Source organism: Rhodanobacter sp. KK11, from assembly GCF_033345435.1.
Taxonomy (GTDB): Bacteria; Pseudomonadota; Gammaproteobacteria; order Xanthomonadales; family Rhodanobacteraceae; genus Rhodanobacter.
Genome location: NZ_JAWPMI010000004.1, coordinates 76,172 through 97,783, shown reverse-complemented (window position 1 = coordinate 97,783; position 21,612 = coordinate 76,172). Strand labels below are relative to the sequence as shown.

Annotated in this window: 20 protein-coding genes; 12 read left to right on the top strand and 8 right to left on the bottom strand. The window is 69.0% G+C overall.

What is annotated here, in order from left to right; all coding sequences use genetic code 11:
* Positions 1–10 precede the first annotated feature (10 nt).
* The 5 genes from R5H19_RS11005 to R5H19_RS10985 form a co-directional block, all read right to left on the bottom strand.
* Positions 11–1,390: an ATP-binding protein gene (locus R5H19_RS11005; RefSeq protein WP_318159049.1), complete on the bottom strand. Its 1,380-nt coding sequence runs from the start codon at positions 1,388–1,390 to the stop codon at positions 11–13.
* Positions 1,387–2,061, bottom strand: a complete 675-nt coding sequence (locus R5H19_RS11000; protein ID WP_318159048.1) for a response regulator transcription factor — start codon at positions 2,059–2,061, stop codon at positions 1,387–1,389. The genes R5H19_RS11005 and R5H19_RS11000 overlap by 4 nt, the downstream gene beginning before the upstream one ends.
* A 48-nt stretch (positions 2,062–2,109) precedes the next feature.
* Complete coding sequence (locus R5H19_RS10995) at positions 2,110–2,661, bottom strand: cytochrome b/b6 domain-containing protein (protein WP_318159047.1); 552 nt, start codon at positions 2,659–2,661, stop codon at positions 2,110–2,112.
* A gap of 26 nt (positions 2,662–2,687) precedes the next feature.
* Positions 2,688–2,960 carry a PepSY domain-containing protein gene (locus R5H19_RS10990; RefSeq protein ID WP_318159046.1) on the bottom strand — a complete coding sequence of 91 codons (273 nt, stop codon included), beginning with the start codon at positions 2,958–2,960 and terminating at the stop codon, positions 2,688–2,690.
* 89 nt (positions 2,961–3,049) lie between these two features.
* Positions 3,050–4,450, bottom strand: coding sequence for a GGDEF domain-containing protein (locus R5H19_RS10985; protein ID WP_318159045.1), 1,401 nt, complete (start codon positions 4,448–4,450; stop codon positions 3,050–3,052).
* An 83-nt stretch (positions 4,451–4,533) separates the two neighbouring features.
* Here R5H19_RS10985 and R5H19_RS10980 point away from each other — a divergent pair, with 83 nt between their 5' ends.
* The 6 genes from R5H19_RS10980 (at position 4,534) to R5H19_RS10955 (ending at position 11,303) form a co-directional block, all read left to right on the top strand.
* Entirely contained in the window at positions 4,534–6,027 is a 1,494-nt protein-coding gene (locus tag R5H19_RS10980) for an MBL fold metallo-hydrolase (protein WP_318159044.1), read from the top strand.
* Positions 6,028–6,322: 295 nt separating this feature from the next.
* Complete coding sequence (locus R5H19_RS10975) at positions 6,323–7,591, top strand: hypothetical protein (RefSeq protein ID WP_318159043.1); 1,269 nt, start codon at positions 6,323–6,325, stop codon at positions 7,589–7,591.
* Positions 7,592–7,643: 52 nt separating this feature from the next.
* Positions 7,644–8,159: a hypothetical protein gene (locus tag R5H19_RS10970; protein ID WP_318159042.1), complete on the top strand. Its 516-nt coding sequence runs from the start codon at positions 7,644–7,646 to the stop codon at positions 8,157–8,159.
* Positions 8,160–8,398: 239 nt separating this feature from the next.
* A complete protein-coding gene (locus tag R5H19_RS10965) occupies positions 8,399–8,644 on the top strand; it encodes a hypothetical protein (protein ID WP_318159041.1) in 246 nt (81 codons plus the stop codon).
* 56 nt (positions 8,645–8,700) lie between these two features.
* Positions 8,701–9,606: a cytochrome c gene (locus R5H19_RS10960; RefSeq protein ID WP_318159040.1), complete on the top strand. Its 906-nt coding sequence runs from the start codon at positions 8,701–8,703 to the stop codon at positions 9,604–9,606.
* Positions 9,606–11,303 (top strand): cbb3-type cytochrome c oxidase subunit I, encoded by a 1,698-nt coding sequence (locus R5H19_RS10955; protein ID WP_318159039.1) that lies wholly within the window; start codon positions 9,606–9,608, stop codon positions 11,301–11,303. Before R5H19_RS10960 ends, R5H19_RS10955 begins: the two co-directional genes overlap by 1 nt.
* 129 nt (positions 11,304–11,432) lie before the next feature.
* Here R5H19_RS10955 and R5H19_RS10950 read toward each other — a convergent pair whose 3' ends face one another.
* Positions 11,433–12,782: a ferric reductase-like transmembrane domain-containing protein gene (locus R5H19_RS10950; RefSeq protein ID WP_318159038.1), complete on the bottom strand. Its 1,350-nt coding sequence runs from the start codon at positions 12,780–12,782 to the stop codon at positions 11,433–11,435.
* Positions 12,783–12,899: 117 nt separating this feature from the next.
* Positions 12,900–13,463 carry a cytochrome b gene (locus R5H19_RS10945; RefSeq protein ID WP_318159037.1) on the bottom strand — a complete coding sequence of 188 codons (564 nt, stop codon included), beginning with the start codon at positions 13,461–13,463 and terminating at the stop codon, positions 12,900–12,902.
* 213 nt (positions 13,464–13,676) lie between these two features.
* Between R5H19_RS10945 and R5H19_RS10940 the strand changes: the two genes are divergently transcribed.
* The 3 genes from R5H19_RS10940 to R5H19_RS10930 all read left to right on the top strand — a co-directional run bounded on the left by R5H19_RS10940 (position 13,677) and on the right by R5H19_RS10930 (position 16,035).
* Positions 13,677–14,438 (top strand): cyclic nucleotide-binding domain-containing protein, encoded by a 762-nt coding sequence (locus R5H19_RS10940; RefSeq protein WP_318159036.1) that lies wholly within the window; start codon positions 13,677–13,679, stop codon positions 14,436–14,438.
* 149 nt (positions 14,439–14,587) lie between these two features.
* A complete protein-coding gene (locus R5H19_RS10935) occupies positions 14,588–15,160 on the top strand; it encodes a GNAT family N-acetyltransferase (RefSeq protein WP_318159035.1) in 573 nt (190 codons plus the stop codon).
* A gap of 26 nt (positions 15,161–15,186) precedes the next feature.
* On the top strand, positions 15,187–16,035 hold the full coding sequence (locus R5H19_RS10930; protein ID WP_318159034.1) for a universal stress protein: 849 nt from the start codon (positions 15,187–15,189) through the stop codon (positions 16,033–16,035).
* Here the strand turns inward: R5H19_RS10930 and R5H19_RS10925 are convergent.
* Positions 16,032–16,739, bottom strand: a complete 708-nt coding sequence (locus tag R5H19_RS10925) for a DUF2238 domain-containing protein (RefSeq protein WP_318159033.1) — start codon at positions 16,737–16,739, stop codon at positions 16,032–16,034. The two genes, R5H19_RS10930 and R5H19_RS10925, sit on opposite strands and share 4 nt — an antisense overlap.
* A 164-nt stretch (positions 16,740–16,903) precedes the next feature.
* On the opposite strand from R5H19_RS10925, the gene R5H19_RS10920 reads away from it, so the two are divergent.
* From R5H19_RS10920 to R5H19_RS10910, 3 genes are all read left to right on the top strand, one after another.
* Positions 16,904–19,177: a nitric-oxide reductase large subunit gene (locus tag R5H19_RS10920; RefSeq protein ID WP_318159032.1), complete on the top strand. Its 2,274-nt coding sequence runs from the start codon at positions 16,904–16,906 to the stop codon at positions 19,175–19,177.
* Between the two features lie 77 nt (positions 19,178–19,254).
* Positions 19,255–19,659 carry a SirB2 family protein gene (locus R5H19_RS10915; protein WP_318159031.1) on the top strand — a complete coding sequence of 135 codons (405 nt, stop codon included), beginning with the start codon at positions 19,255–19,257 and terminating at the stop codon, positions 19,657–19,659.
* Positions 19,656–21,611, top strand: a complete 1,956-nt coding sequence (locus R5H19_RS10910) for a pyridoxal-dependent decarboxylase (RefSeq protein WP_318159030.1) — start codon at positions 19,656–19,658, stop codon at positions 21,609–21,611. The genes R5H19_RS10915 and R5H19_RS10910 overlap by 4 nt, the downstream gene beginning before the upstream one ends.
* Position 21,612 lies beyond the last annotated feature (1 nt).

The following is a 21,612-nucleotide window of genomic DNA, read 5'->3' as shown; positions in this document are numbered from 1 at the left end:
CGCCCGGCGTTCACGCATAGCCGGGCGCATGCGGCGCAACGGTGGCGATGCGTGGCAGGCTCAGGCTGACCCGGGCGCCGCCCAGCGCGGAACGGCCGAACGCCAGTTCACCGTGGTGCAGCCGGGCGATCGCCTGCGCGATCGACAGGCCCAGCCCGCTGCCCTCGCCCACGCTGCCTTCGGGACGGTGGAAGCGCTCGCCCAGCCGCTCGGCGTCGGCTGCGGCGAAGCCGGCGCCGTCGTCGTCCACCTCCAGGACCACCCGCTCGGCATGGCCGCCGACACGCACGCTCACCCGGCCGTGGTCGGGGGCGTGGCGCAAGGCGTTGTCGAGCAGATTCTGCAGCAGGATGCCGAGCAGGCCGCGGCTGCCCAGCACGAAGTCGTTGCCCTCGTGATCCAGCGACAACTCGATCGAGCGCGCCGCGGCGCGTTCGCTGACGTCGCGCAGCACGGCTTCGGCCACGCTGGCCAGGCGCAGCGGACCAGCGTCGTCCAGCTCGGTCAGCTTCTCGACCCGCGCCAGCATCAGCAACTGGGCCACCAGCCGCTGCATGCGGTCCAGCGCCTCCTGCGCGCGCTGCAGGTGCCGCGCGCGGGCGGCCGCATCCCCGTCGCGCCCGGCCAGGGCCAGCTCCAGCCGCAGCGCCGCCAGCGGGTGGCGCAATTCGTGCGCCGCGTCGGCGGTGAAGCGGCGCTCGTGCTCGAGGCTGCGCTGGAGCCGCGCCACCAGCCGGTCGATCGCCTCGGTGAACGGCGCCAGCTCGACCGGCACCCGCGCGTCGGTGAGCGAGGCGCCTGCCGCGTGGGTGTCGGCGGACAGCTGCCGGGTCAGTCGGCGCAGCGGCTGCAGCCCGCCGCGCAAACCGGCAAACACCGTCGGCGGCACCAGCACCAGCAACGCCAGCAGGGACAGCAGCGCCGGCGCCAGCAGCTTGCGCACCAGCTCGTCGCGCTCCTCCAGCGGCGCGCCGACCTGGATCCAGTATTTCTGCTGCGCGTCCCAGCGCTGGAACACCCGCCAGCGTCGCTGCGCATGGTTGACCGTGTGCAGGTGCGCGTCGCCCGGATCGAACTCCAGCGCGGGCAGCTCGGCACTGGCCACCAGCAGCCGGCCCCGCGCGTCGCGCACGGTGATGGCGGGCCGATGCGCGGTGGCATCGGAGTCCAGCAGCGGCCGATCCGGCAACTGCGCCGCCACGCCCGACGGCGGCGCGGCCGGCATCACCGCCAGCACGCTGGCCGCGCTGCGCACCAGCATCTGGTCGAAAATCTCGTCGACCTCGTGCAGGCTGCGCCAGGCCAGCCAGCCGGCGGCGGCGCACCACACCAGCACGATCCCGGCCACCAGCCGCAACACCAGCCGCCGGTTGAGCGAGGGGCGGATCATGCGGGCTCGCCGGCGGGCGGGTTGATCGCGTAGCCGATGCCGCGCAGGGTACGGATCCAGCCCGGCCCCAGCTTGTGGCGCAGGTGATGGATGTGCACCTCCACCGCGTTGCTGGCCACTTCGCGGTCCCAGCCGTACAGCGCATCCTCCAGTTGCTCGCGCGAATAGGCGCGCCCGGGGTGCCGCACCAGCATCTCCAGCAGTGCGTACTCGCGCGCGGTCAGCTCCAGCGCCGTGCCGGCCAGCGTGGCGCTGCGCGCGGCCGGGGTGACCTCCAGCGCGCCGACACGGATCGCCGGCTCGAGCTGGCCGTCGGCACGGCGCAGCAGCGCGCGCAGGCGCGCGGCCAGCTCGTCCAGGTGCACCGGCTTGACCACGTAGTCGTCGGCGCCGGCATCGAGCCCGGCGACGCGGTCGGCCAGTTCGTCGCGGGCGGTCAGCAGCAGCACCGGGGTGGCGTCCTTGCGCCGGCGCATGCCCGCAATGATCGCCGGGCCGCTGCTGCGCGGCAGGTTCCAGTCCAGCACGGCGGCCGCATAGCTGGTGTCGGCCAGCGCGACGGCGGCCTGGTTGCCGTCGGTGATCCAGTCCACCGCATAGCCGAGCTGGCGCAGGCCATCGGCCAGCGCCTGCCCCAGTGCCCGGTCGTCTTCGGCTAGCAGGATGCGCATGGCCGGATTCTAGTCAGCGCTGTAGCCGTCCATTTGACCTGAGGCAATTCATCGCAGGCCCTGCTCGCCGGCCGGGTCGTGCTCCAGCGCGCGCTTGCGGCCGTGGATCATCGCGGCCACCAGGTTCTCGCGGTAGTGCACGCTCTCGCCCACCGCCGCCAGCACGTGCACCACCACCAGCCCCAGTACGCCGTAGGCCAGCAGCTCGTGCAGTTCCTCCAGCCAGGGCGTGCCGAAGAACGCGTCGGTGGTCTGCAGCCAGCCGCTGACGCCCACCAGCAGCACGCCGACGAGCAGGGCCAGGATCATCACCGCCGCACCCGGGTTGTGTCCCAGCTGCCGCCGCGAGCGGCCGGCCAGGCGTTCGCGCAGGTAAGTGCGCACGCGGCGCGGGCCGGGCACCCAGTCGACGAAGCGCGCATGCCGCGTGCCGAGCCAGCCCCACACGAAGCGCACGGCGAGCAGGGCCAGCACGGCATAGCCGATCCCGCGATGGACCAGCTCGCCATCCTCGGTGAAGAAATTGGCGAGGAACAAGCCCGCCAGCGACCAGTGAAATACGCGTACCAGCGGATCCCACACCTTGACCATGGCATTCATGGGCTTGTCCTCGCGTCAGTGGTTGATTAGCCGCCCTTCTGCTTGACGATGCGGCCGTCGGTGGGGTCGAAGTAGATCTCCACGTTCTTGCCGGCCTTGTCCTTGCCGTAGATCTCGTAGCAGTTGCCCGAGACCTGGAACACCTTGATGGTGTAGCCCTGGTCGAGCACTTTCTGCTTCATCGTCGCCTCGGTGAGCCACTGCGCACGCGGCGCGTTGGTGCATTGCGGGGCGGCGAAGGCGGACGCCGACAGCGCGGCGGCGGCGAGGAACAGCGGAACGATGACGGTGCGTTTCATGGTGCGTCTCCGGTATCGGCAGGATTGCCTTGGACGGCATTGCAACCGGGACGGCTTATGTGGGTCTTAAGAACCCGCTGCGGCACGCGTCAGGTTCTGGAGCGGAGCGCCGACGGCGACACCACCACCGTCACCGCCTGGTCCCGCCCCGCATGCTTGGCGTCGTACAGCGCGGCGTCCACGCGCCGGATCAGATCCTCGCTGCCGTCAGCGACCGCGGCCTGCGCCACGCCGATGCTCACCGTTACAGCGCGGTACGGCCATGCAAAGTCGCGAAACGCATCGAGGACGCGCGTCGCCACTTCGTTCGCCCCCGCCACGTCGGTCTCCGGCAGCAGCAGCACGAACTCCTCGCCGCCGTAGCGCGCGGCCAGGTCCGAGGGCCGCAGTGTGGCGCGCAGCAGCTGACCGGTGATCCGCAGCACCTGGTCGCCGGCGAGGTGGCCGAACTCGTCGTTGAACGCCTTGAAGCGGTCCAGGTCGAGCATCAGCAGCGAGAACATCCGGTCGTGCTCGCGCTGGCTGCGCAGCAGGCCGGCCAGCACCTCGTCGAGCGCACGCCGGTTGGCCAGCCCGGTCAGGATGTCGGTGCCGGCGTCGTTGCGCAGCTCGATGCTCTCGCGGCGCTGGCGTTCCAGCTTGTCGAACAGGTTCGCCGCCGACCACACCATCCCGGCCGCCACGCCGCCGCTGAACAGGGCCATGAACACGAAGGCCAGCGTTTCGGGCGGGCCCAGCCAGGACCACAGCAGCTGGAACACGAACGCAAACAGGGCCGGCAGCAGCAGGGCCGGCAGCAGCAGGCGACGCGCCAGCACTCCACCCAGCGTATCTGCCGTGGCCACCCGGGTCAGCCCAAGGGTGGGTGTGGCGGACAGCCAGCCCAGTGTCGCCAGCAGCAACAGCAGCGCGGTGTGGATCGGCATCCGCCCGAACGACAGGTCGCTCCTGCCGGCCAGGGTGATGCCGTAGGAAGCCAGGCCGCTCATGGCAATCGCCAGCAGGCCCACGGCCAATCCTTCGCGCAGGTACAGCCAGTGCCGGACCGGCAGCAGCAGGCCCAAGCCGCCAAGCAGCACGAACCCCACCGCGACCGGTTCGCCCATGCGTCCGGGCCAGCGGCCGGAGCCGTGCGCCGGCGGGCCGCCAATGAGGTAGTCGATGCCCAGATCGGTCGCCCACCAGTACTCCGCCAGCGTGACCGCGCCGATCGCAAGCACGGCCAACGACAGCCCGCGACTGAAGTTCGGCCGCCCTGGCGGGTAGTGCTGGCTGAGCAGCAACGAACTGCCGGACAGCACGAAGCCGATCGCCGCGTTCGCCGTCATCGCGGCCTGGCCCGGCCATACCGTGGTCAGCAGCGGTCGATCCCACCACCAGCCGGCCAGCACGACCAGCGCCACCGCGCAGACCAGCAGGGCGATCGCACGCGAGAAGCGCAGGAACCCCTGCACAACGCCCAAATCGTGATGGAAAGGCACTATGGCCATGGCGACCCCGCGCGTGCCAGGGAAGCCCACCGCTACCCGCGCACGGCAGTACAACGGCACAGTCACACCATGGCACAGTGGGCGTGAGCCCCGAATTGACGGCGATCAATCCGGCGACTGGGGTACCCTGCCAGCGTCTGCCGCTGGCCGTCCGGACGGCCACCACCCGCACCTTCGAGGAACGCATGATCATCTACAGCTGCCACGGCGCCGCCAAGCAGGTCACCGGCTCCTGCCACCTGATTACCTGCAACGACCGCCGCGTGCTGATCGACTGCGGCCTGTTCCAGGGCAGCGAGGAGGTCGAGCGGGGCAACACCGAACCGTTCGGCTTCGACCCGGCCGGCATCGACGTGCTGCTGCTCACCCACGCCCACCTCGATCATTGCGGGCGCATCCCGCTGCTGGTGCGCCGGGGGTTCCGCGGCCGCATCCTCACCACCGCCGCCACCCGCGAACTGGCCCGCGTGGTGATGCTGGACGCCGCCGGCCTGCAGGAGGAGGACGCGCGCCGCGCGCAACGCAACAACCGCCGCGGCGACGTGGTGGCGCCGCCGCTGTACACGCTGGACGACGCACTGCACGCGCTGGACTTCTTCGGCCCGAACGTGGTCTACGGCGAAACCGTGCCCGTCGTCGACGGCATCAGCGCCTGCTTCCTCGACGCCGGCCACATCCTCGGCTCAGCCTCGGTGCTGCTGGAACTGGACGACGGCAAGCAGCGCCGCCGCATGCTGTTCTCCGGCGACCTCGGCAACCCGGGCCGCCCGCTGCTGCGCGACCCCACGCCCGCGCCGACCGCCGACTACGTGGTGATGGAGTGCACCTACGGCGATCGCCCGCACCGCTCGGTGCCCGACTCGGTCGACGAGATGTACCGCGCCATTCGCGACACGGTGAACCGGCGCGGCAACGTGGTGATTCCCACCTTCGCGCTGGAACGCACGCAGGAGATCCTCTACTACCTGCACCGCGGCATCACCGACGGTGCGATCCCGCCGCACGTGCGGGTGTTCCTGGATTCGCCGATGGCAATCTCCGCCACCGAGATCTTCCGCCGCCATCCGGAATGCTTCGACGACGGCTTCCTCGACGAACTGCGGCACGGCGACCCGTTCGCCATGCCCGGCCTGCATTTCACCCGCGAGACGGCCGAGTCGATGGCGATCAACAACGTCGACGGCGGCGCGATCATCCTGGCCGGCTCGGGCATGTGCAACGGGGGCCGCGTGCGCCACCACCTCAAGCACAACCTGTGGCGCGAGCGCTGCAGCGTGGTGTTCGTCGGCTATGCCGCGGAGGGCACGCTGGCGCGGCGGATCATCGACGGCGCGGCCAGCGTGCGCGTGTTCAACGAGGAGATCCCGGTGCGCGCGCAGGTGTGGACGATCAACGGCTTCTCCGCGCATGCCGACCGGCCCTCGCTGCTGGCCTGGCTGGGCGACGCGCCGCGGCGCAAGGTGTTCCTGGTGCACGGCGAATACAACCGCGGCATGCAGACCATGCGCGAGGTGCTGGAAGCGCGCGGCGTCGCCTGCCAGCTGCCGGGGCTGCACGAGCCGATCAAGATCGACTGAGCGGGCTGGCGCGCACCGGCGCGTGACCGGGGCAACATGCCTCGCGATTGACCTGGGTCAATTGCGCGGACTTGCTCAACCCTAGACTGAGTCCGTCGCGCGAGCGGGTCCGGCCAGCAGATGCCGGCACCGGCATTCACCCGTTCGGTTCCAACGGCCTCAGGAGCAACTTGCGATGAAGCGGATCATCCCCCAGCCCCTTCCTTCGCGGAACGACGCCCATGCCGGACTCCCCCCGCGATCGCTTCAGGGCGAGCTGACACCCGGGCGCCTGATCCGCTCGATACTGCGCAGCGTGCCGCTGCTGTTGCTGGGCGCCTGGCTGGCGCTGCTGCCGACGCAAAGCGCGTCGGCCATGCCCGAGTTCGCCCGCCGCTACAACCTCAGCTGCGCCGCCTGCCACTCCGCCTTCCCGCGCCTCAACAAGTTCGGCGAGGTCTTCATCAAGAACAACATGCGCCTGCCGAACTGGATGGAAACCGCCGACCAGCTCGGCGACGACCGGCTCGCCCTGCCCGACCACGTGCCGCTCGCCATCCGCGCCCAGGCTTACGTGCAGGCCCGCCAGGGCAAGGCGATCGATCCGGTCAGCGGCGCGCGTCAGTCCGCCACGACGGACTTCCAGTCGCCGTACCTGCTCAAGCTGCTGTCCAGCGCGCCGCTGAGCAAGGACATCACCTATTACTTCTACGCCATCATGGCCGAGAAGGGCGGCAACGGCGAGATCGTGGTGGAGGACGCCTGGTTCCGCCACGCCAACCTCTTCGGCAGCGGCATCGGCATGATGCTCGGCCAGTTCTCGCTGTCCGACGCGATGTTTCCGCGCGAGATCCGCCTGCCGTTCCAGGACTACATGGTCTACCGCATGGCCGGCATCACCTACGACCGCGGCGTGCAGTTCGACCGCGACGTCGGGCCGTTCGGCATCACCCTGGGCTTCACCAACGGCAACGGCATCACCGACAACTTCAAGATCAACGGCACTGGCTACTCGCGCCCGGACCGGATGTTCGACAACGACAACTCCAAGACCACCTTTGCCCATGTCGGCACCGATATCGGCCCGGTTGCCGTGGGGCTGTTCGGCGCCAGCGGCAAGCAGCGTGGCGCCGCCGGCCCAGCCGGCATGGACAAGAGCCGGCGCAACACCGACAAGCGCGTCGCCGGCCTCGACGCGTCCGGCGACGTCGGCGCCGACGCGCACTGGTACGCGCAATACCTGTGGAACAGCTGGAACGGTTTCCTGGACGCCGACCCGACGCGCAACTACCGATGGAACGGCGGCTTCGCCGGCCTCGACTGGATCCCGAACGAACGCTGGGCCTTCTCGGCGCTGTACAACTACGCCGGCGCGGGCGACTTCGCCCGCACCAACACCATCTACGAAGGCATTGCCATCAACAGCCTGAGCCTGACCGCGTCGCACTACTTCATGCGCAACGTCAAGGGCATCGTCGAGGTCAACATCGATTTCCTGAACAAGACCAAGCCGACTGGCCCCTACTTCACCGGCCACTTGAGCAGCGAGAACTACATCCTGTTCGGCTTCGACACCGCGTTCTGACATGCCAGCCCGCCGCCTCCCGACGCGATCGTGGGCACACGCCGGCGCGACCGTGCTCTTGCTCGCCGCCAGTGCCAGCGCGCATGCGCAGGCACTGCAGGTCGGCACGCTGCGCATCGAATCGACGCCTTCGGCAGCCGAGGTCGAACTGATCGGCGGCAAGGCCGGCGTCACGCCGCTGACCGTCAGCGAACGCGACATCTACCCGAACAGCTACCCGGATACGCGCGCCGCACTCTACGGCACGGTCACGCTGCGCCACGCCGGTTGTGATCCGCTGCGCCACCGCGTGACGCTGGACGACCTCAAGCAGGATCTGCACCTGCGCCTGGATTGCGTCGCCGCGACGACGACGCCCGCACCACCCCCGACGACACCGGCAGCGACGCCGGCAGCAGCAACAGCGGCGACGCGCGTGCCGCCCGCCCCGCCATCGACCATGCCGCAGCGGCGGCTGCGCCAGCTGCAAGTGCTGCAGGAACTGCTGGACGAAGGACTCATCAGTCCGGCCGAGGAGCAGCGTGTGCGTCGAAAGATCCTGCAGCTCAGCATCGGCACGGACGACTGACTGCAGCCACCACCGCGCATGGCCCGCGCAACGGCGCCCGCGGTTCCCGCGCAAGCGATGGCCCGCGTCGACGCCCCGCAACGGACGCGTCGAAATCACGCGCCCGCTTGACCTGGATCAGGCGTGCGCGCAAACGCCGCACCCTAGTATTCAACCGCCTTGCACGCGAATCCCTAGGGGTAGGGTTTCGGTGGTTCTGGTGCTATCCGACGAGGCTCGAACCCAAAGGGGGAAATCGCATGACGCAGCGGATCACTGATCTGATGCTTTCGGTGCTGGCCTGCGTGGCAGCCGTCCTGTTGTCCTGGCCATTCTGGCGCGACTTCGAGTACTGGCCCGAATCGCACGTCGCCTGGTGGATCTACTTCGCCTCCGGCTTCGTGCTGGCCGTGTACGTGTTCTACGTCTTCATCGGCAGCCTGCGCATCCTGTTCGTGCACGACACCCAGGGGCAGACCGCCATCACCAAGGACAAACTCTCATGAGCTGCGGAACCGGCGGTAGCAGTTGCGAGACGCCCCGGCGCCGGGGCGCATTCACGGTGTTGGCCATCCTGGCCCTGATCTTCGTCGTGTTGTCGATCTTCTCCTTCCTGAAGTCGCGCAACCAGGTGACTCCGGACACGGTGTCCTTCGGCCCCTACCAGGCCGTCGACGGCAAGCGCGTGTTCCAGGCCTACAACTGCATGGGCTGCCACACCATGGTCGGCAACGGCGCCTACCTGGGCCCGGACCTCACCCAGGAGTACAAGCACGCCGGACCGGCGTGGCTGGCGGCGTTCCTGCCGTCGGCCGGCGGCTGGCCGACCACGGCGGCGGTACGTGCGCAGCTGCTGGACCCGAACCAGCAGGCTGACGTCGGCAGCGACTCGATCGAGACCTACCTTAAGAAGTTCCCCGGCGCCGCCGAGCGCATCGATCGGCGCGGCGGCGGCACCACGATGATGCCGAACCTGCCGCTGACCAAGGACGAGATCGGCCAGCTCATCGCCTACCTCAAGTACACCTCGGCGATGAACACCGAGGGCTGGCCGCCGAAGGTGGAGGTGCAGGGCTTCGACCGCCGCGTGCAGCTTGCGCACGGCACGGTCGCGCTCGCCCAGGGCGTACCCGCGCCGGCACCGGCGTCAGCCGCGCCCGCCGCGGCAGACCCGGTGGCTCGCGGCGCGCAGTTGGCCAGGGACACCGGCTGCGTGGCCTGCCACGCCACCGACGACAAGAAGCTGGTCGGGCCCGGCTGGGGCGGCCTGTACAACTCGACGGTCAAGCTCGCCGACGGCAGCACGGTGATCGCCGATGACGCCTACCTGCGCGAGTCGATCCGCCAGCCCAACGCCAAGATCGTGGCTGGCTACGCGACCGGCGTGATGCCCGCCTACGAGGCCTTGCTCAAGGACGACGAAGTCAACGCCATCGTGGCCTACCTCCACTCCCTGGAGAAGCAGTGATGCAGATCGAATTCCAGACCCAACGGCTGAGCCTGCGTTTCTTCATGCTGATGCTGGTGCTGTTCGTGCTGCAGGTCGGCTACGGCCTGCTGCTGTCCTTGCAACAGACCGACCCGACCGTGCTCGCCGGCGTGGTGAACTTCAACGTCGCCCGCGCCGAGCACCTCAACCTCGGCATCCTGTGGATCCTGTGCGGCTTCATCGGCGCGATCCTGTTCGTCGGGCCGCTGCTGGCCAAGCGCGAGATGGTGGCGCCGTGGCTGATCAAGCTGCTGTTCTACGCGCTGATCGTGATCGCCGTGTGGAACTTCTTCACCCTGCGCCTGGCCCAGTTCGGCATCGCCGGCTGGTGGCAGGGGCAGCCGTGGCTGCAGCAGGGGCTCGAGTACCTGGAGGCGGGGCGGATCGCCGGCGTGCTGGTGCTGATCGGCTTCGCGATCCTCGCCTACGTGGTGCTGCGCACGTTCCCGCCGGTGCGCCAGTGGAACGAGATCCACTGGGGCCTCGGCCTCGGCGTCAGCGCGCTGATGGCGGTGTGGGTGTTCGGCCTGTTCTACGTGGCGCGGCTGGACCTGCAGGAATATTTCCGCTGGTTCGTGGTGCACTACTGGGTGGAGGGCGTGTGGGAAGTCATCCACATCACCCTGGTCGGCTTCCTGCTGGTGCTGATGTTCAAGGTCGACGTCAAGTCGGTGGGCTTCGCGGTGTTCTGGGGCGTGATGCTGGTGTGGCTGTCCGGGCTGATCGGCAACGCGCACCACTATTTCTGGATCGGCACGCCGGAGTTCTGGCAGTTCTGGGGTTCGCTGTTCAGCGCGCTGGAACCGCTGCCGCTGGTGTTCTGCTTCTGGCACATCTACCTCGACGCGCACGTCAACAAGCGCCCGCTGGAGAATGCGCCCGCGTTCTACTTCATCCTGGGCTCGGTGGTGCTGGAGCAGATCGGCGCCGGCATCCTGGGCTTCACCATGACCTTCGCGCTGACCAACGTGTGGTCCCACGGCACCTGGGTGACGCCGGGGCACGCGCACCTGGCGCTGTTCGGCACCTTCGGCATGCTGGGCATCGCGGCGGCCTATTACGCCGTGCCGATCCTGCGCAAGGTGCCGAACTACGACCAGCGGCTGGGCAAGCTCGGTTTCTGGCTGGTGCTGACCGGCGTGCTCGGCATGGCGTTCTCCTTCGCCATCGGCGGCACCGTGCAGATCTACGTCTACCGCATCCTGGGCCTGGACTGGTTCGGCGGCGACGTGGCCCGCACGATGGGCGTGTTCAAGCTGATGCTGCCGCTGTTCGGCATCGTCTTCGCGGTGGGCGCCGGCGTGCTGGCGTACGACCTGCTCACCCTGGGCCGTCGCGTGGCCGTGTCGGCCGGCACGGACGTCCACGGCGAGACCGTCGCGCCGCACGCCGCCACCCGCTGGAGCCGCCCGCTGAGCGGTTTCGAGGCAGGCATCTGGCTGATGCTGATGTGGATCTTCGGTGCGGTCATCACGCTCGGCCTGCTCAGCTTCAACCTGCCGCGGGTACGCGTGGAGGGCGACCCGACCCTGCCCTACCTGCTGGCCGGCGTGGGCTATCCGGGGCTGCTGCTGGTCACCCTGCTGTTCGTGTGGCGCTTCCTCGCCTCGATGGAGGCGCGCGCCAGCGCAGTGAGCGCACCGTCGCTGTTGAGAGTATTGCCTGCACAAGCCTGAGTGCAGGCGGGTGCGCAAGGTGAAGCAAGGGGAAAGGCCGTCGGGGGAAATTCCGGCGGCCTTCTTGCTGGCCCTCGGCCATCGTCTGCCTGATGTCGCCGGCGCCAGCGCACCGACAGCCGTGCCCGCTCAGCGCATCGCGAAGAGCTCCTGGTGGAAACGCCGCTCCACCGGAAATCCGTGTTTGGCCAGGTCCTGCTTCAATGCCTCGCCGAAGCCCGCCGGCCCGCAAAACCAGATACTCGCCTCGCGCCATTCGGGTACGGCAGCCCGTATGCGTTCGCCCGTCAGGCGGCCGTCGCGTGCGTCGATCAGCACGTGCAGTTGCACGTCGGCGGAGTGGGCGTCGCCGGCCAGCCGGTCGAGCGCTTCATCATCCACATCCGCGGTGCTGTGGAAGAGGTCGATCCTCTGGCCTGCGGGCCAATCCCGCGCTTCCTTCTGCCACGCCATGTGCTTCATGCGCCCGATGAAGGGCGTGATGCCGATGCCGCCGCCGATCCAGATCTGGCGGGGGCTGCCGTCGTCGAACGTGAAGCAGCCATAGGGGCCCTCGACCCGCACCGCCTGCGCCACGCGAAGCTTCTCGTGCAGGCGGTGCGTGTGGTCGCCCAGATCCTTGACCACGAAGGTGATCCTGGAGGTTTCTTTTCGCCAACCGGAGGCGATGGTGTAGGGGTGTGCGCCGTCCGCGGCGTCCGCGCTGACGAAAGCGAACTGGCCCGGCTTGTGGCCCGGCCACCCCTGCACCTCGGTTTCGATTTCGAGCGCATCCACCCCGTCGAAATGGTGCAGGGAGACGATGCTTCCCTGCATTTGCGAGCGCCTGCCCACCCGACGCAGCAGCACCACGAAGGCCGCCCAGCTGCCGCCGGCGAGCAGGACCGCCATCAGCCAGCCGACCGGCGTCGTCCAGTGGTCGAGCTTCAGCAGTACGACCGCATGGAAGACCAGCGCGAGATAGCCGACGGCAAGCAGGCGGTGCGTCTTGTAGAACAAGTGGTACGGAAAACGCCGGATCAGGGCCAGCGCGATCAGCACGACGATGGCGTAGAAAACCCATTCGCCCACGCCCTCCGCGGCACCGCGTTGACTGGACAGCAAGGACGCCAGCGGGTTTTCCGGCGCGCCCCGCACGCCGCGCGCTGGACGCTCCAGCCAGCCCCAACCCACCGCCCATTTCGGCCCCTGCGCCCACAACCAATGGACGATGGCGACGACCAGCGCGGAGATGCCGAGCCATTTGTGCATGCGGTACATCTTGTCGAGGCCGCCCAGCCACGCCTCGGGCCACCGCGGCCGCAGCGCCAGGACCATCGCCAGGCTCATGCAGCCGATCGCGACGAAGCCCGTCAGTTGCACCATGGCCCCGCGCAGGCCGAAAAAAGTGCTCGACCGGAAAACGGTGGGCTCGACAACGAGCCACAGCAGGACCAGGAAAGCGAGAGACCCCCAGAATGCACGCTTGAGATTACGCATGCGGTCCCCTCGAAGTCGTCGCGATGCGCGGTCGCCCCGCAGGCGGCCGGCAGCCCCGCATTCGCCGCATGCCGCTGCCCCAGCAGCAGCCGCTGCCGGCGGCATCGGCGCACGGCCTCACGAGGCCTGTCCGCCGCGCCGCGGCAGCATGTGCTGCAAGGAGTCGTCCCGGCTCACGTAGTGGTGGAACAGCGCGGCCGCCGCATGCAGGCCGACCAGGTAGTAGCCGGCGGTGCCGATGGTTTCGTGGATCTCCTTGAGCGAGCCGGCGAGTGCCTTGTCCGGCCCCACCAGCGCCGGCAGTTGCAGGCCGAAGAACGGGATCGGCTTGCCCGAGGCGCTGAGGGTGAGCCAGCCGAGCAGCGGCATCGCGATCAGGAAAACGTACAGCGCCAGGTGCATCAGCGCAGCCAGGCGCTGCTGCCACATCGGCGGCGTCGGCCGGACCGGCGGCGTCGGCCCCGACACGAGGCGGATCGCCAGCCGCACGAGGACCAGCGCGAACACGCTGAGGCCCAGCATGAAGTGCCAGGTCTTCAGGCCCTCGCGCAGGTCGCTGCCGCGCGGATAGAAGCCGCGCAGCTCGATGCAGGCATACACGGCGACCAGCACCAGCAGCATCAGCCAGTGCATGGCGATCGAGAGCGAGCCGTAATGATCGGTGGTGTTCTTCCAGTTCATGGCAACCTCTTGGCGGGATGTCGGCAACGGCCGGTTCGACGCGGTCACGCGTCGACCGGCACATGGCCACAGCCTGCGGCGAGGACGGCGTGCGCGACTTGATCGCAGTCAAATGGACACGAATTTTGCACCTCGCCATGCTATGGTGCGACCATGCGGCTTGGCTGCGTGCCGCGTTCACGAGAGCCCATCCCAAGCCACGCGGGGACGCCGATGGATCCCGGAACCAACGTCCTTGATCTGAGCCAGCTGCGCCGCAGTTGCTCGTCCTGCGCGCTGAGCGAGCTGTGCCTGCCGGCCGGCATCGGCAACGACGACCTGGAGCGGCTGGATACGGCCGTCCGCGACAAGCGCACGATAGACCGCGGCAGCGTGCTGTACCGCGATGGCGACCCGTTCGAGGCGCTTTACGTGGTGCGTTCCGGCTCGCTCAAGACTTTCGTGCAGGACGAGGCCGGCAACGTGCAGGTTCTCGGCTTCCACCTGCCCGGCGAGATCATCGGCTTCGACGCGCTGGCGTCCGACCGGCACGTCAGCCAGGCCGAGGCGCTGGAACGCAGCAGCATCTGCGAGCTGCCCTATGCGCGGCTGCAGCAGGTCACCGGACAAGTGCCCGCACTGCACCGGCAATTGATGCGGGTGATCAGCCGCGAGGTGATCGAGGAGCATCGCCATCTGGCGATGATGGGCCGGCAGCAGGCGCAGGAACAGCTGGCGATCTTCCTGAAGAGCCTGGCCGACCGCTACCAGCGCCTGCAGCGCGACAGCACCGCGCTCACCCTGTCGATGTCGCGCTACGACATCGCGAACTACCTTGGCCTGGTGGTCGAGACGGTCAGCCGGCTGTTCTCGCGCATGGAGGAAATGGGCGTGCTCGAGGTCAACCGCAAATCCGTGCGCATCCGCCGCCCCGATCTGCTGGCCGATCTCTGTCGCAGCGGCGTGATGGCACCGAAACAGAGCGGCGCCGGCTGAGCCTGCCGCCGCATTCCTCGGGATTGACCAGGGTCAAGTTGAGCCCCCGCCGGCCGGCGTAGAACTGAATCCCGCAAGAAGCCATGCTGCGACGGCCGCCCGTTTCGGCGTGGCATCGACTGCGATTCACCCGCCACCGGGAGCAGGCCATGTCCAACGTCCAGCATACTGACCACGTCCCCCCGCCCGCCGCGCCCTTCGGCGCCATCGAAGGCACCCACTGGATCGAGACCCTGAACGACGGCAGCGTGGTGCTGGTCCGTCCGCTGCGTCCGGAGGATCGCCAGCGCGAAGCGGATTTCATCAACCGCCTGTCGGAACAGGCCTGCCGCTTCCGCTTCCTCGGCAACGTGAAGGAAGCCAGCCCGGCCCTGCTCGACCAGCTGATGGACGTCGACGAGCGCCAGCGCGTGGCCTTCGTGGCGCTCGCCCACGACAACGGCGAACTGCGCGAGGTCGGCGTCAGCCGCTACGGCGCCAGTGACGACGGAAAACAATGCGAGTGTGCGGTGACGGTGGCCGACGACTGGCGTCATCGCGGCCTGGCCGTGCTGCTGATGAAGCGCCTGATCGACATCGCGCGCAAGAACGGATTCCGCCGGATGTTCTCGATCGACGCCGCCGAAAACGAGCCGATGCACGAATTGGCCGACTACCTGGGCTTCCAGCGCCGGCTCGATCCTGACGACGCCACGCAGGCCATCCACACCCTCGACCTCTGAACGATGCGCCACCCGGATTGAACGCCATGACCAAGACCGAACCGGCATCGCGCGTGACGCGCCCTGGCGACATCTTCGCCCTGGTGACCGCGACCGATCCGTGGAGTCCCGCCGCCGTCGCCGGCACTGCCATCGCCTCACGCTGGGACGCCGACCTGACCGGCTGCTTCATCGACCCCACGCTGCGGAAACTCGCCGGCGGCGAGGCCGGCGACGAGCCCACGGTGCTCGGCCTGCTGCTCGAACCGCGACCCGACTTCGCCGACGAGCGTGCGGCCTTCGAATCCTTCGCGCACCAGTCCGGCGTGCGCAACGCCGACTGGATCGTCGCCCGGGCCGGAGTCGCCGCCACCCTGCGCTGGCTCGGCGCGCGGCACGACCTGGCGGTGCTCGAGCGCGACATGGTGCAGGCATCCGGCCTGCTCGACATCCTCGGCGAGGCGATCCTGGGCTGCCGCGTGCCCTGCCTGATCCTGCCGCCGCAGTGGCGCGGCGAGATCCGCTTCGAGCGGATCGTGATCGGCTGCAACGGCAGCCTCGAAGCGATCCGCGCGATCCATGCCGCGCTGCCGTTCCTCAAGGTGGCGCAGCAGGTCGTCCTGGTCGACGGCGACCTGCGCGACGGCGACGAAGGGCGTCCGCGCTTCGACCCGTTCGTCTACCTGCTGCGCCACGGCATCACGCCGCGGCCCGGCTACGTCCGCGCCTCCTCCGCGATGGCCGGCGAAATCCTGCTGAAGGAAGTCGGCAACCTCGGCGCCGACCTGCTGGTGATGGGCGCCTATGGCCGCTCGCGCATGCGCGAGCGCGTGTTCGGCGGCGCCACCCGGCGGGTGCTGGAAGAAGCCACCGTCCCGGTGCTGATGCAGCATTAGGGGCGCGTGCGCGGAGCGTGCGTCCGCCGGCGCCCGCTGGATTGCGCCACTGCCGCAGCCTCGCGCCGGCGGCGGCGCCGGGCAGCGGCGGCAAGCACGGCGACCGCAGCGAGACTCCCCAGCAGGGCCTGCAGCATGTCCTGCTGCGCATCCCACGGATCGCCCTGGGTACCCAGGTAGGCCACGCCGAGATCGCCGCCGAAGCACACCGCGGCAGCCCACTCGAACAGCTCGAACAAGGTCGAACCCGCGGTGATCAGGCTGACCGGCACGAGCCAGCGCCAGACGCCGGGCGACGACGTGCGCGCAGCCACCAGCTCCGCCACCGCCGGGGTCACCAGCAGGCCGTACGCGAAATGGATGACCCGGTCGAAGTGGTTGCGCGAGAGCCCCAGCGCCTCGTGCAGCGAGAAGCCGCACAGCGCCGAGAACCACCGATCCCATGGCACCTCGGCATAGGTGTAATGCGCGCCGATCTCGTGCAGCAGCAGGAACACGAACAACGCCGCATAACTGCCATCGGAAAAGCGCAGCCGGCGAAACCCCAGCACCAGCACCGGCAAAGCCAGCAGCACCAGCACGTTCTCCAGCAGCCAGTCCTGGCGGTAGTGCGGCGAAATGCCCAGGGCCACCGCCACGACCAGGAAAACTGCCAGCAGCAGCAGCGGAAATCGGGCGTCCCGCAGCTTGTGCTGATCGTTCATGCCTGCCTGCCCCCTCGGCGTTGCGCGTCGCGCCGATCATGCCATGCCGGCCGCGCCCGGCTGCGACAATTTGCGCGGCACGTCGCAGTCGCCCGAATGACCTGCATCAAGATGGCTCCTCCCGGCCTCGCCGAGCATGCGCGCACTTTCCAGGGAGATGCGCGATGAGTACCACCCGAAAACTCTGGCTTGGACTGGCGACCCTGCTCGTCGCGTCCTTCGCCGTGCTGCTGTGGGTCGGCAGCGTGGTCCACCAGCAGGCACCGCCGCTGCCTGCCGCCGTCGTCACCGGCAATGGACAGACGCTGTACACCAGAGCCGACCTGGACCAGGGCCGCCAGGTGTGGCAGAGCATCGGCGGCCAGCAGCTCGGTTCGATCTGGGGCCACGGTGCGCTGCTGGCGCCGGACTGGAGCGCCGACTGGCTGCACCGCGAAGCCGCCACCATGCTCGAACTGCTGGCGCGCGACGAAGGCGCCGCCTCGTTCGAATCGCTCGACGCCGAGCGCCAGGCCGCACTGAAGGCACGCATCCAGCCCGAGCTGCGCACCAACACCTACGACGCCGCCACCGACACCATCACCGTGTCGCCGTTGCGCGCGCAGGCGATGGCCGTGGTGGCCGCGCACTACATGAGCCTGTTCAGCAACGACCCGGCCACCGCCAAGCTGCGCGAAACCTACGCGATGCGCGACAACACCGTCGCCGAGCTTGACCATCGCCGCGCGGTCACCGCGTTCTTCTGGTGGACGGCCTGGGCCGCCGCGGCCGACCGCCCCGGCAGCAGCATGAGCTACACGCAGAACTGGCCGTACGACCCGACGGTGGGCAACACTCCCACCTCGGCCAACTTCCTCTGGTCGGTTTTCAGCATCCTGTTCCTGATCCTCGGCATCGGCCTGCTGGGCTGGCACCACGCGCGCCAGACCCACGACCAGCCGCTGCCGCCGGTACCCGCACGCGACCCGCTGGGCGAGCTGAAACCCACCCCCTCGATGAAAGCCACCGCCAAGTATTTCTGGACGGTGATCGGCCTGTTCCTGGTGCAGATCCTGCTGGGCGCCACCACCGCGCACTACCAGGTGGAAGGCCAGCAGGCCTACGGCTTCGCGCTGGCCAACTACCTGCCCTACAGCCTCACGCGCACCTGGCATACCGAACTGGCGGTGCTGTGGATCGCCACCGCCTGGCTGGCCGCCGGCCTGTACATCGCGCCGATGATCTCGGGCTACGAGCCGAAGTACCAGCGCCTCGGGGTGAACTTCCTGTGGGTGTGCCTGCTGGTCATCGTGGTGGGTTCCTTCGCCGGCCAGTGGCTGGCGGTGATGGACAAGATGGACCTGTCGAAGAACTTCTGGTTCGGCCACCAGGGCTGGGAGTACGTTGACCTCGGCCGCTTCTGGCAGATCTTCCTGTTCGTCGGCCTGATGCTGTGGCTGTTCCTGGTGGGTCGCGCGCTGTGGCCGGCGATGCGCGGCGGCAAGCAGACCGCTTCCATCGTGGGCCTGCTGTTCCTCTCCACCGTGGCGATCGGCCTGCTCTACGGTGCCGGCCTGATGTGGGGCGAGCACACCCACATCGCGATGGTCGAATACTGGCGCTGGTGGGTGGTGCACCTGTGGGTGGAAGGCTTCTTCGAAGTGTTCGCCGCCGCCCTGATGAGCTACCTGTTCGTGCGCCTGGGCCTGCTGCGCGTCAGCAGCGCCACCACCAACGTGCTGTTCGCCACCATCGTGTTCATGGCCGGCGGCGTGCTGGGCACGCTGCACCATCTGTACTTCAGCGGCACCACCACGGCGGTGATCGCGCTGGGTGCCAGCTTCTCGGCGCTGGAAGTGGTGCCGCTGGCGCTGATCGGCCTGGAGGCCCTGGACACCTGGAAGAAGCAGCACGCCGCGCCGTGGATGGCGCGCTACCGCTGGCCGATCATGTTCTTCGTGGCGGTGAGCTTCTGGAACCTGGTGGGCGCCGGCCTGTTCGGCTTCCTGGTCAACACGCCGATCGCGCTGTACTTCATGCAGGGCCTCAACCTCACCGCCACCCACGGCCACACCGCGCTGATGGGCGTATACGGCATGCTCGGCCTGGGCCTGATGCTGTTCTGCCTGCGCGGCATCAAGCCGCAGGCCGAGTGGCGCGAAGGCTGGCTGAAGGGCTCGTTCTGGACCCTCAACATCGGCCTGTCGATGATGGCCGCGCTGACCCTGCTGCCGCTGGGCATCCTGCAGCTGAAGGCGGTGCTGGAACATGGCTACTGGTTCGCCCGCTCCGCCGAGTTCATGGACCAGGCCATCGTGCACCTGCTGGTGTGGATGCGCGTGCCGGGCGACACCCTGTTCGCGGTCGGCGCCCTGCTCTTCGGCGTGTTCGTCGCCTCGCTGTGGCTGGCGCCGGGGCGCAAGGCCGTCGTCCCCGACGCCCTTCCCGAAAACGCCTGACCCATGTCAGGGCGCGCCGCAAGGCGCGCCCTGATGCTTTGGTCAAACCGATTCCCCCATCCCCGATTCCCGCCGCCATGCTCGAGTTCTACCCGCAGATCAAATGGACGCACATCGCCTGCGTGCTGGCCAGCGGCGCGCTGTTCGCGCTGCGCGGCCTGCTGGTGCAGGCCGGCCACGCCGGCGTCGCGCAATCGGCACCGCTGCGCTGGCTGAGCTACGCCATCGACACCGCCCTGCTCACCGCGGCGCTGATGCTGGTGTCGATCCTGCCGCATGCGCTGTACGCCAACGGCTGGCTCGCCACCAAGCTGGTGCTGCTGGTGGTCTACGTGCTGATGGGCACGCTGGCGCTGAAGCGGGCGCGCACGCCGCACGCACGGCGAGCCTTCTACGTGGCCGCGCTGGCCATCTACGTCTACATGCTCGGCGTGGCGCGCATGCACCATCCGCTGGGCTGGCTGCACGGATGGCTGACATGAGTGCGGCACGGCCGTTTCCCGCGCAGGAGCCGCGCGACCACACGCTGGACGCCTGCTTCCTCGGCCCCTACGGCGAGAACGACGCGCTGCTGGAAAAGCTGCTGGTGGAGTTCCTGCGCGACCACGTCTACTGGCGGCGCAACTTCCACCCCGAGGACCCGCCGGCGATCGCCACCGCCGCCGCGCACCACCCGGACTACCTCGCCTTCGAGTCGCGCATGCGCCGCGAGCTGCACCAGCTCTCCGCCGCGCTGAAGAAGTCGGTGCCGTTCCACAGCCCGCGCTACATCGGCCACATGGCCAGCGACCTGCTGCTGCCGGGGTTGGCTGCGCAGATGCTCACGCTGCCGTACAACCCCAACAACGTCAGCGAGGACGCCGCGCCGGTCACCGTGGACATGGAGGTGCAGGCCGGCCTGCAGCTGGCGCGCATGCTCGGCTACCCGCACGACCCGGCGCAGGACGCCTGCGCGTTCGGCCACCTCACCTCGGGCGGCACCCTGGCCAACTACCAGGCATTGCGCCTGGCGCTGGCGCTGAAGGCGTTCCCGGTGGCGCTGCGCGCGGCGCAGGTGCCCGAGCTTGCGCTGCCGGAGGATGACTGGACCGCGTTCAACCTGTCGCAGGCCGCGGGCATCGCCCTGCTGGAACGCTGGCAGCAGTGGCTGGCCGCACAGGCACCGGCTGCGCGCCGGCACTGGCTGGACAAGGTCGAGCGCGAACGCATCGAGCAGCGCGGCCTGGCCGGCTTCTTCGCCGCGCACCCGTCTTTGCGCGTGCCGCGGGTGCTGGCGCCGGTCACCGCCCACTACTCGTGGAGCAAGGGACTGAAACTGCTCGGCTTCGGTCGCGACCAGCTGGAGCTGTTGCCCACCGACGGCATGCGCCTCGATGCCGCCGCCCTGCGCGACGCGCTGGCGCGCTGCGCGCGCGAATGCCAACCCGTGCTGATGTGCGTGGCCGTGCTCGGCGGCACCGAGTACGGCACCATCGACCCGATCGACGCCGTGCTCGCCGCGCGCGACGCCTCGCGCCGTGCCGGGCTGGATTTCGCCGTGCACGTCGACGCCGCCTGGGGCGGCTACCTGGCCACGCTGTTCCGCCATGAGGACGGCACGCTGCGCACCCGCGACGAGGTGGCCGCCGATTACGTGCAGTTCCCCACGCCTGCCGTGCACGCCGCGTTCGCCGCGCTGGGCGACACCGACTCGGTCACCGTCGACCCGCACAAGCTGGGCTATCTGCCCTACGGCAGCGGCGCCTTCGTCTGCCGCGACCACCGTGCGATGGCACTGCTGGCCGAGCGTGCCGACTACGTGTTCCATGCCGCCACGCCCGCCGGCTATCTGGCGCGCTACCGCAGTCTCGGCCAGTTCATTCCGGAAGGCTCGAAGTCCGGCGCGGCGGCCGCGGCGGTGTACGTGACGCACAAGGTGCTGCCGCTGGACCACGCCCACTTCGGCGCGTTGCCGCGCGCCACCGTGCGCGCCGCCGAGGCCTTCCATGCCCGCGCGCAGCGCTTCGCGCTGGAACTGGCCGGCGTCGCGCACGCACTGGTGCCGTTCGCGCCGGACAGCAACCTGGTGTGCCTGGCGCTCAACCCCTGCGGCAACACCTTGCCGGCGGCGGCCAATGCGTTCGTGCGCGCGCTGCACGACGAGCTGCGCTGCGATCCGCAGCAGCCGCTGCAGCTGAAGGAATTCTTCGGCTCGGTGACCAGCCTGCGCCCGGACATGCTGGGTCCGGCCCAGACCACACGTCTGCTTACTGCGCTGGGGCTGCGCGCGGACAGCTTCGATGCGGACGAGGATCGCCTGCTGATCCTGCGCCACACGCTGATGAACCCGTACCTGATGGACCACGAGAACGGCATCAGCTACATCGACCGCTACTTCGACTTCCTTGCCCGTCGTGTGCGCGCCCTGAGCCGCAACGCCGACCTTCGCCCATGAT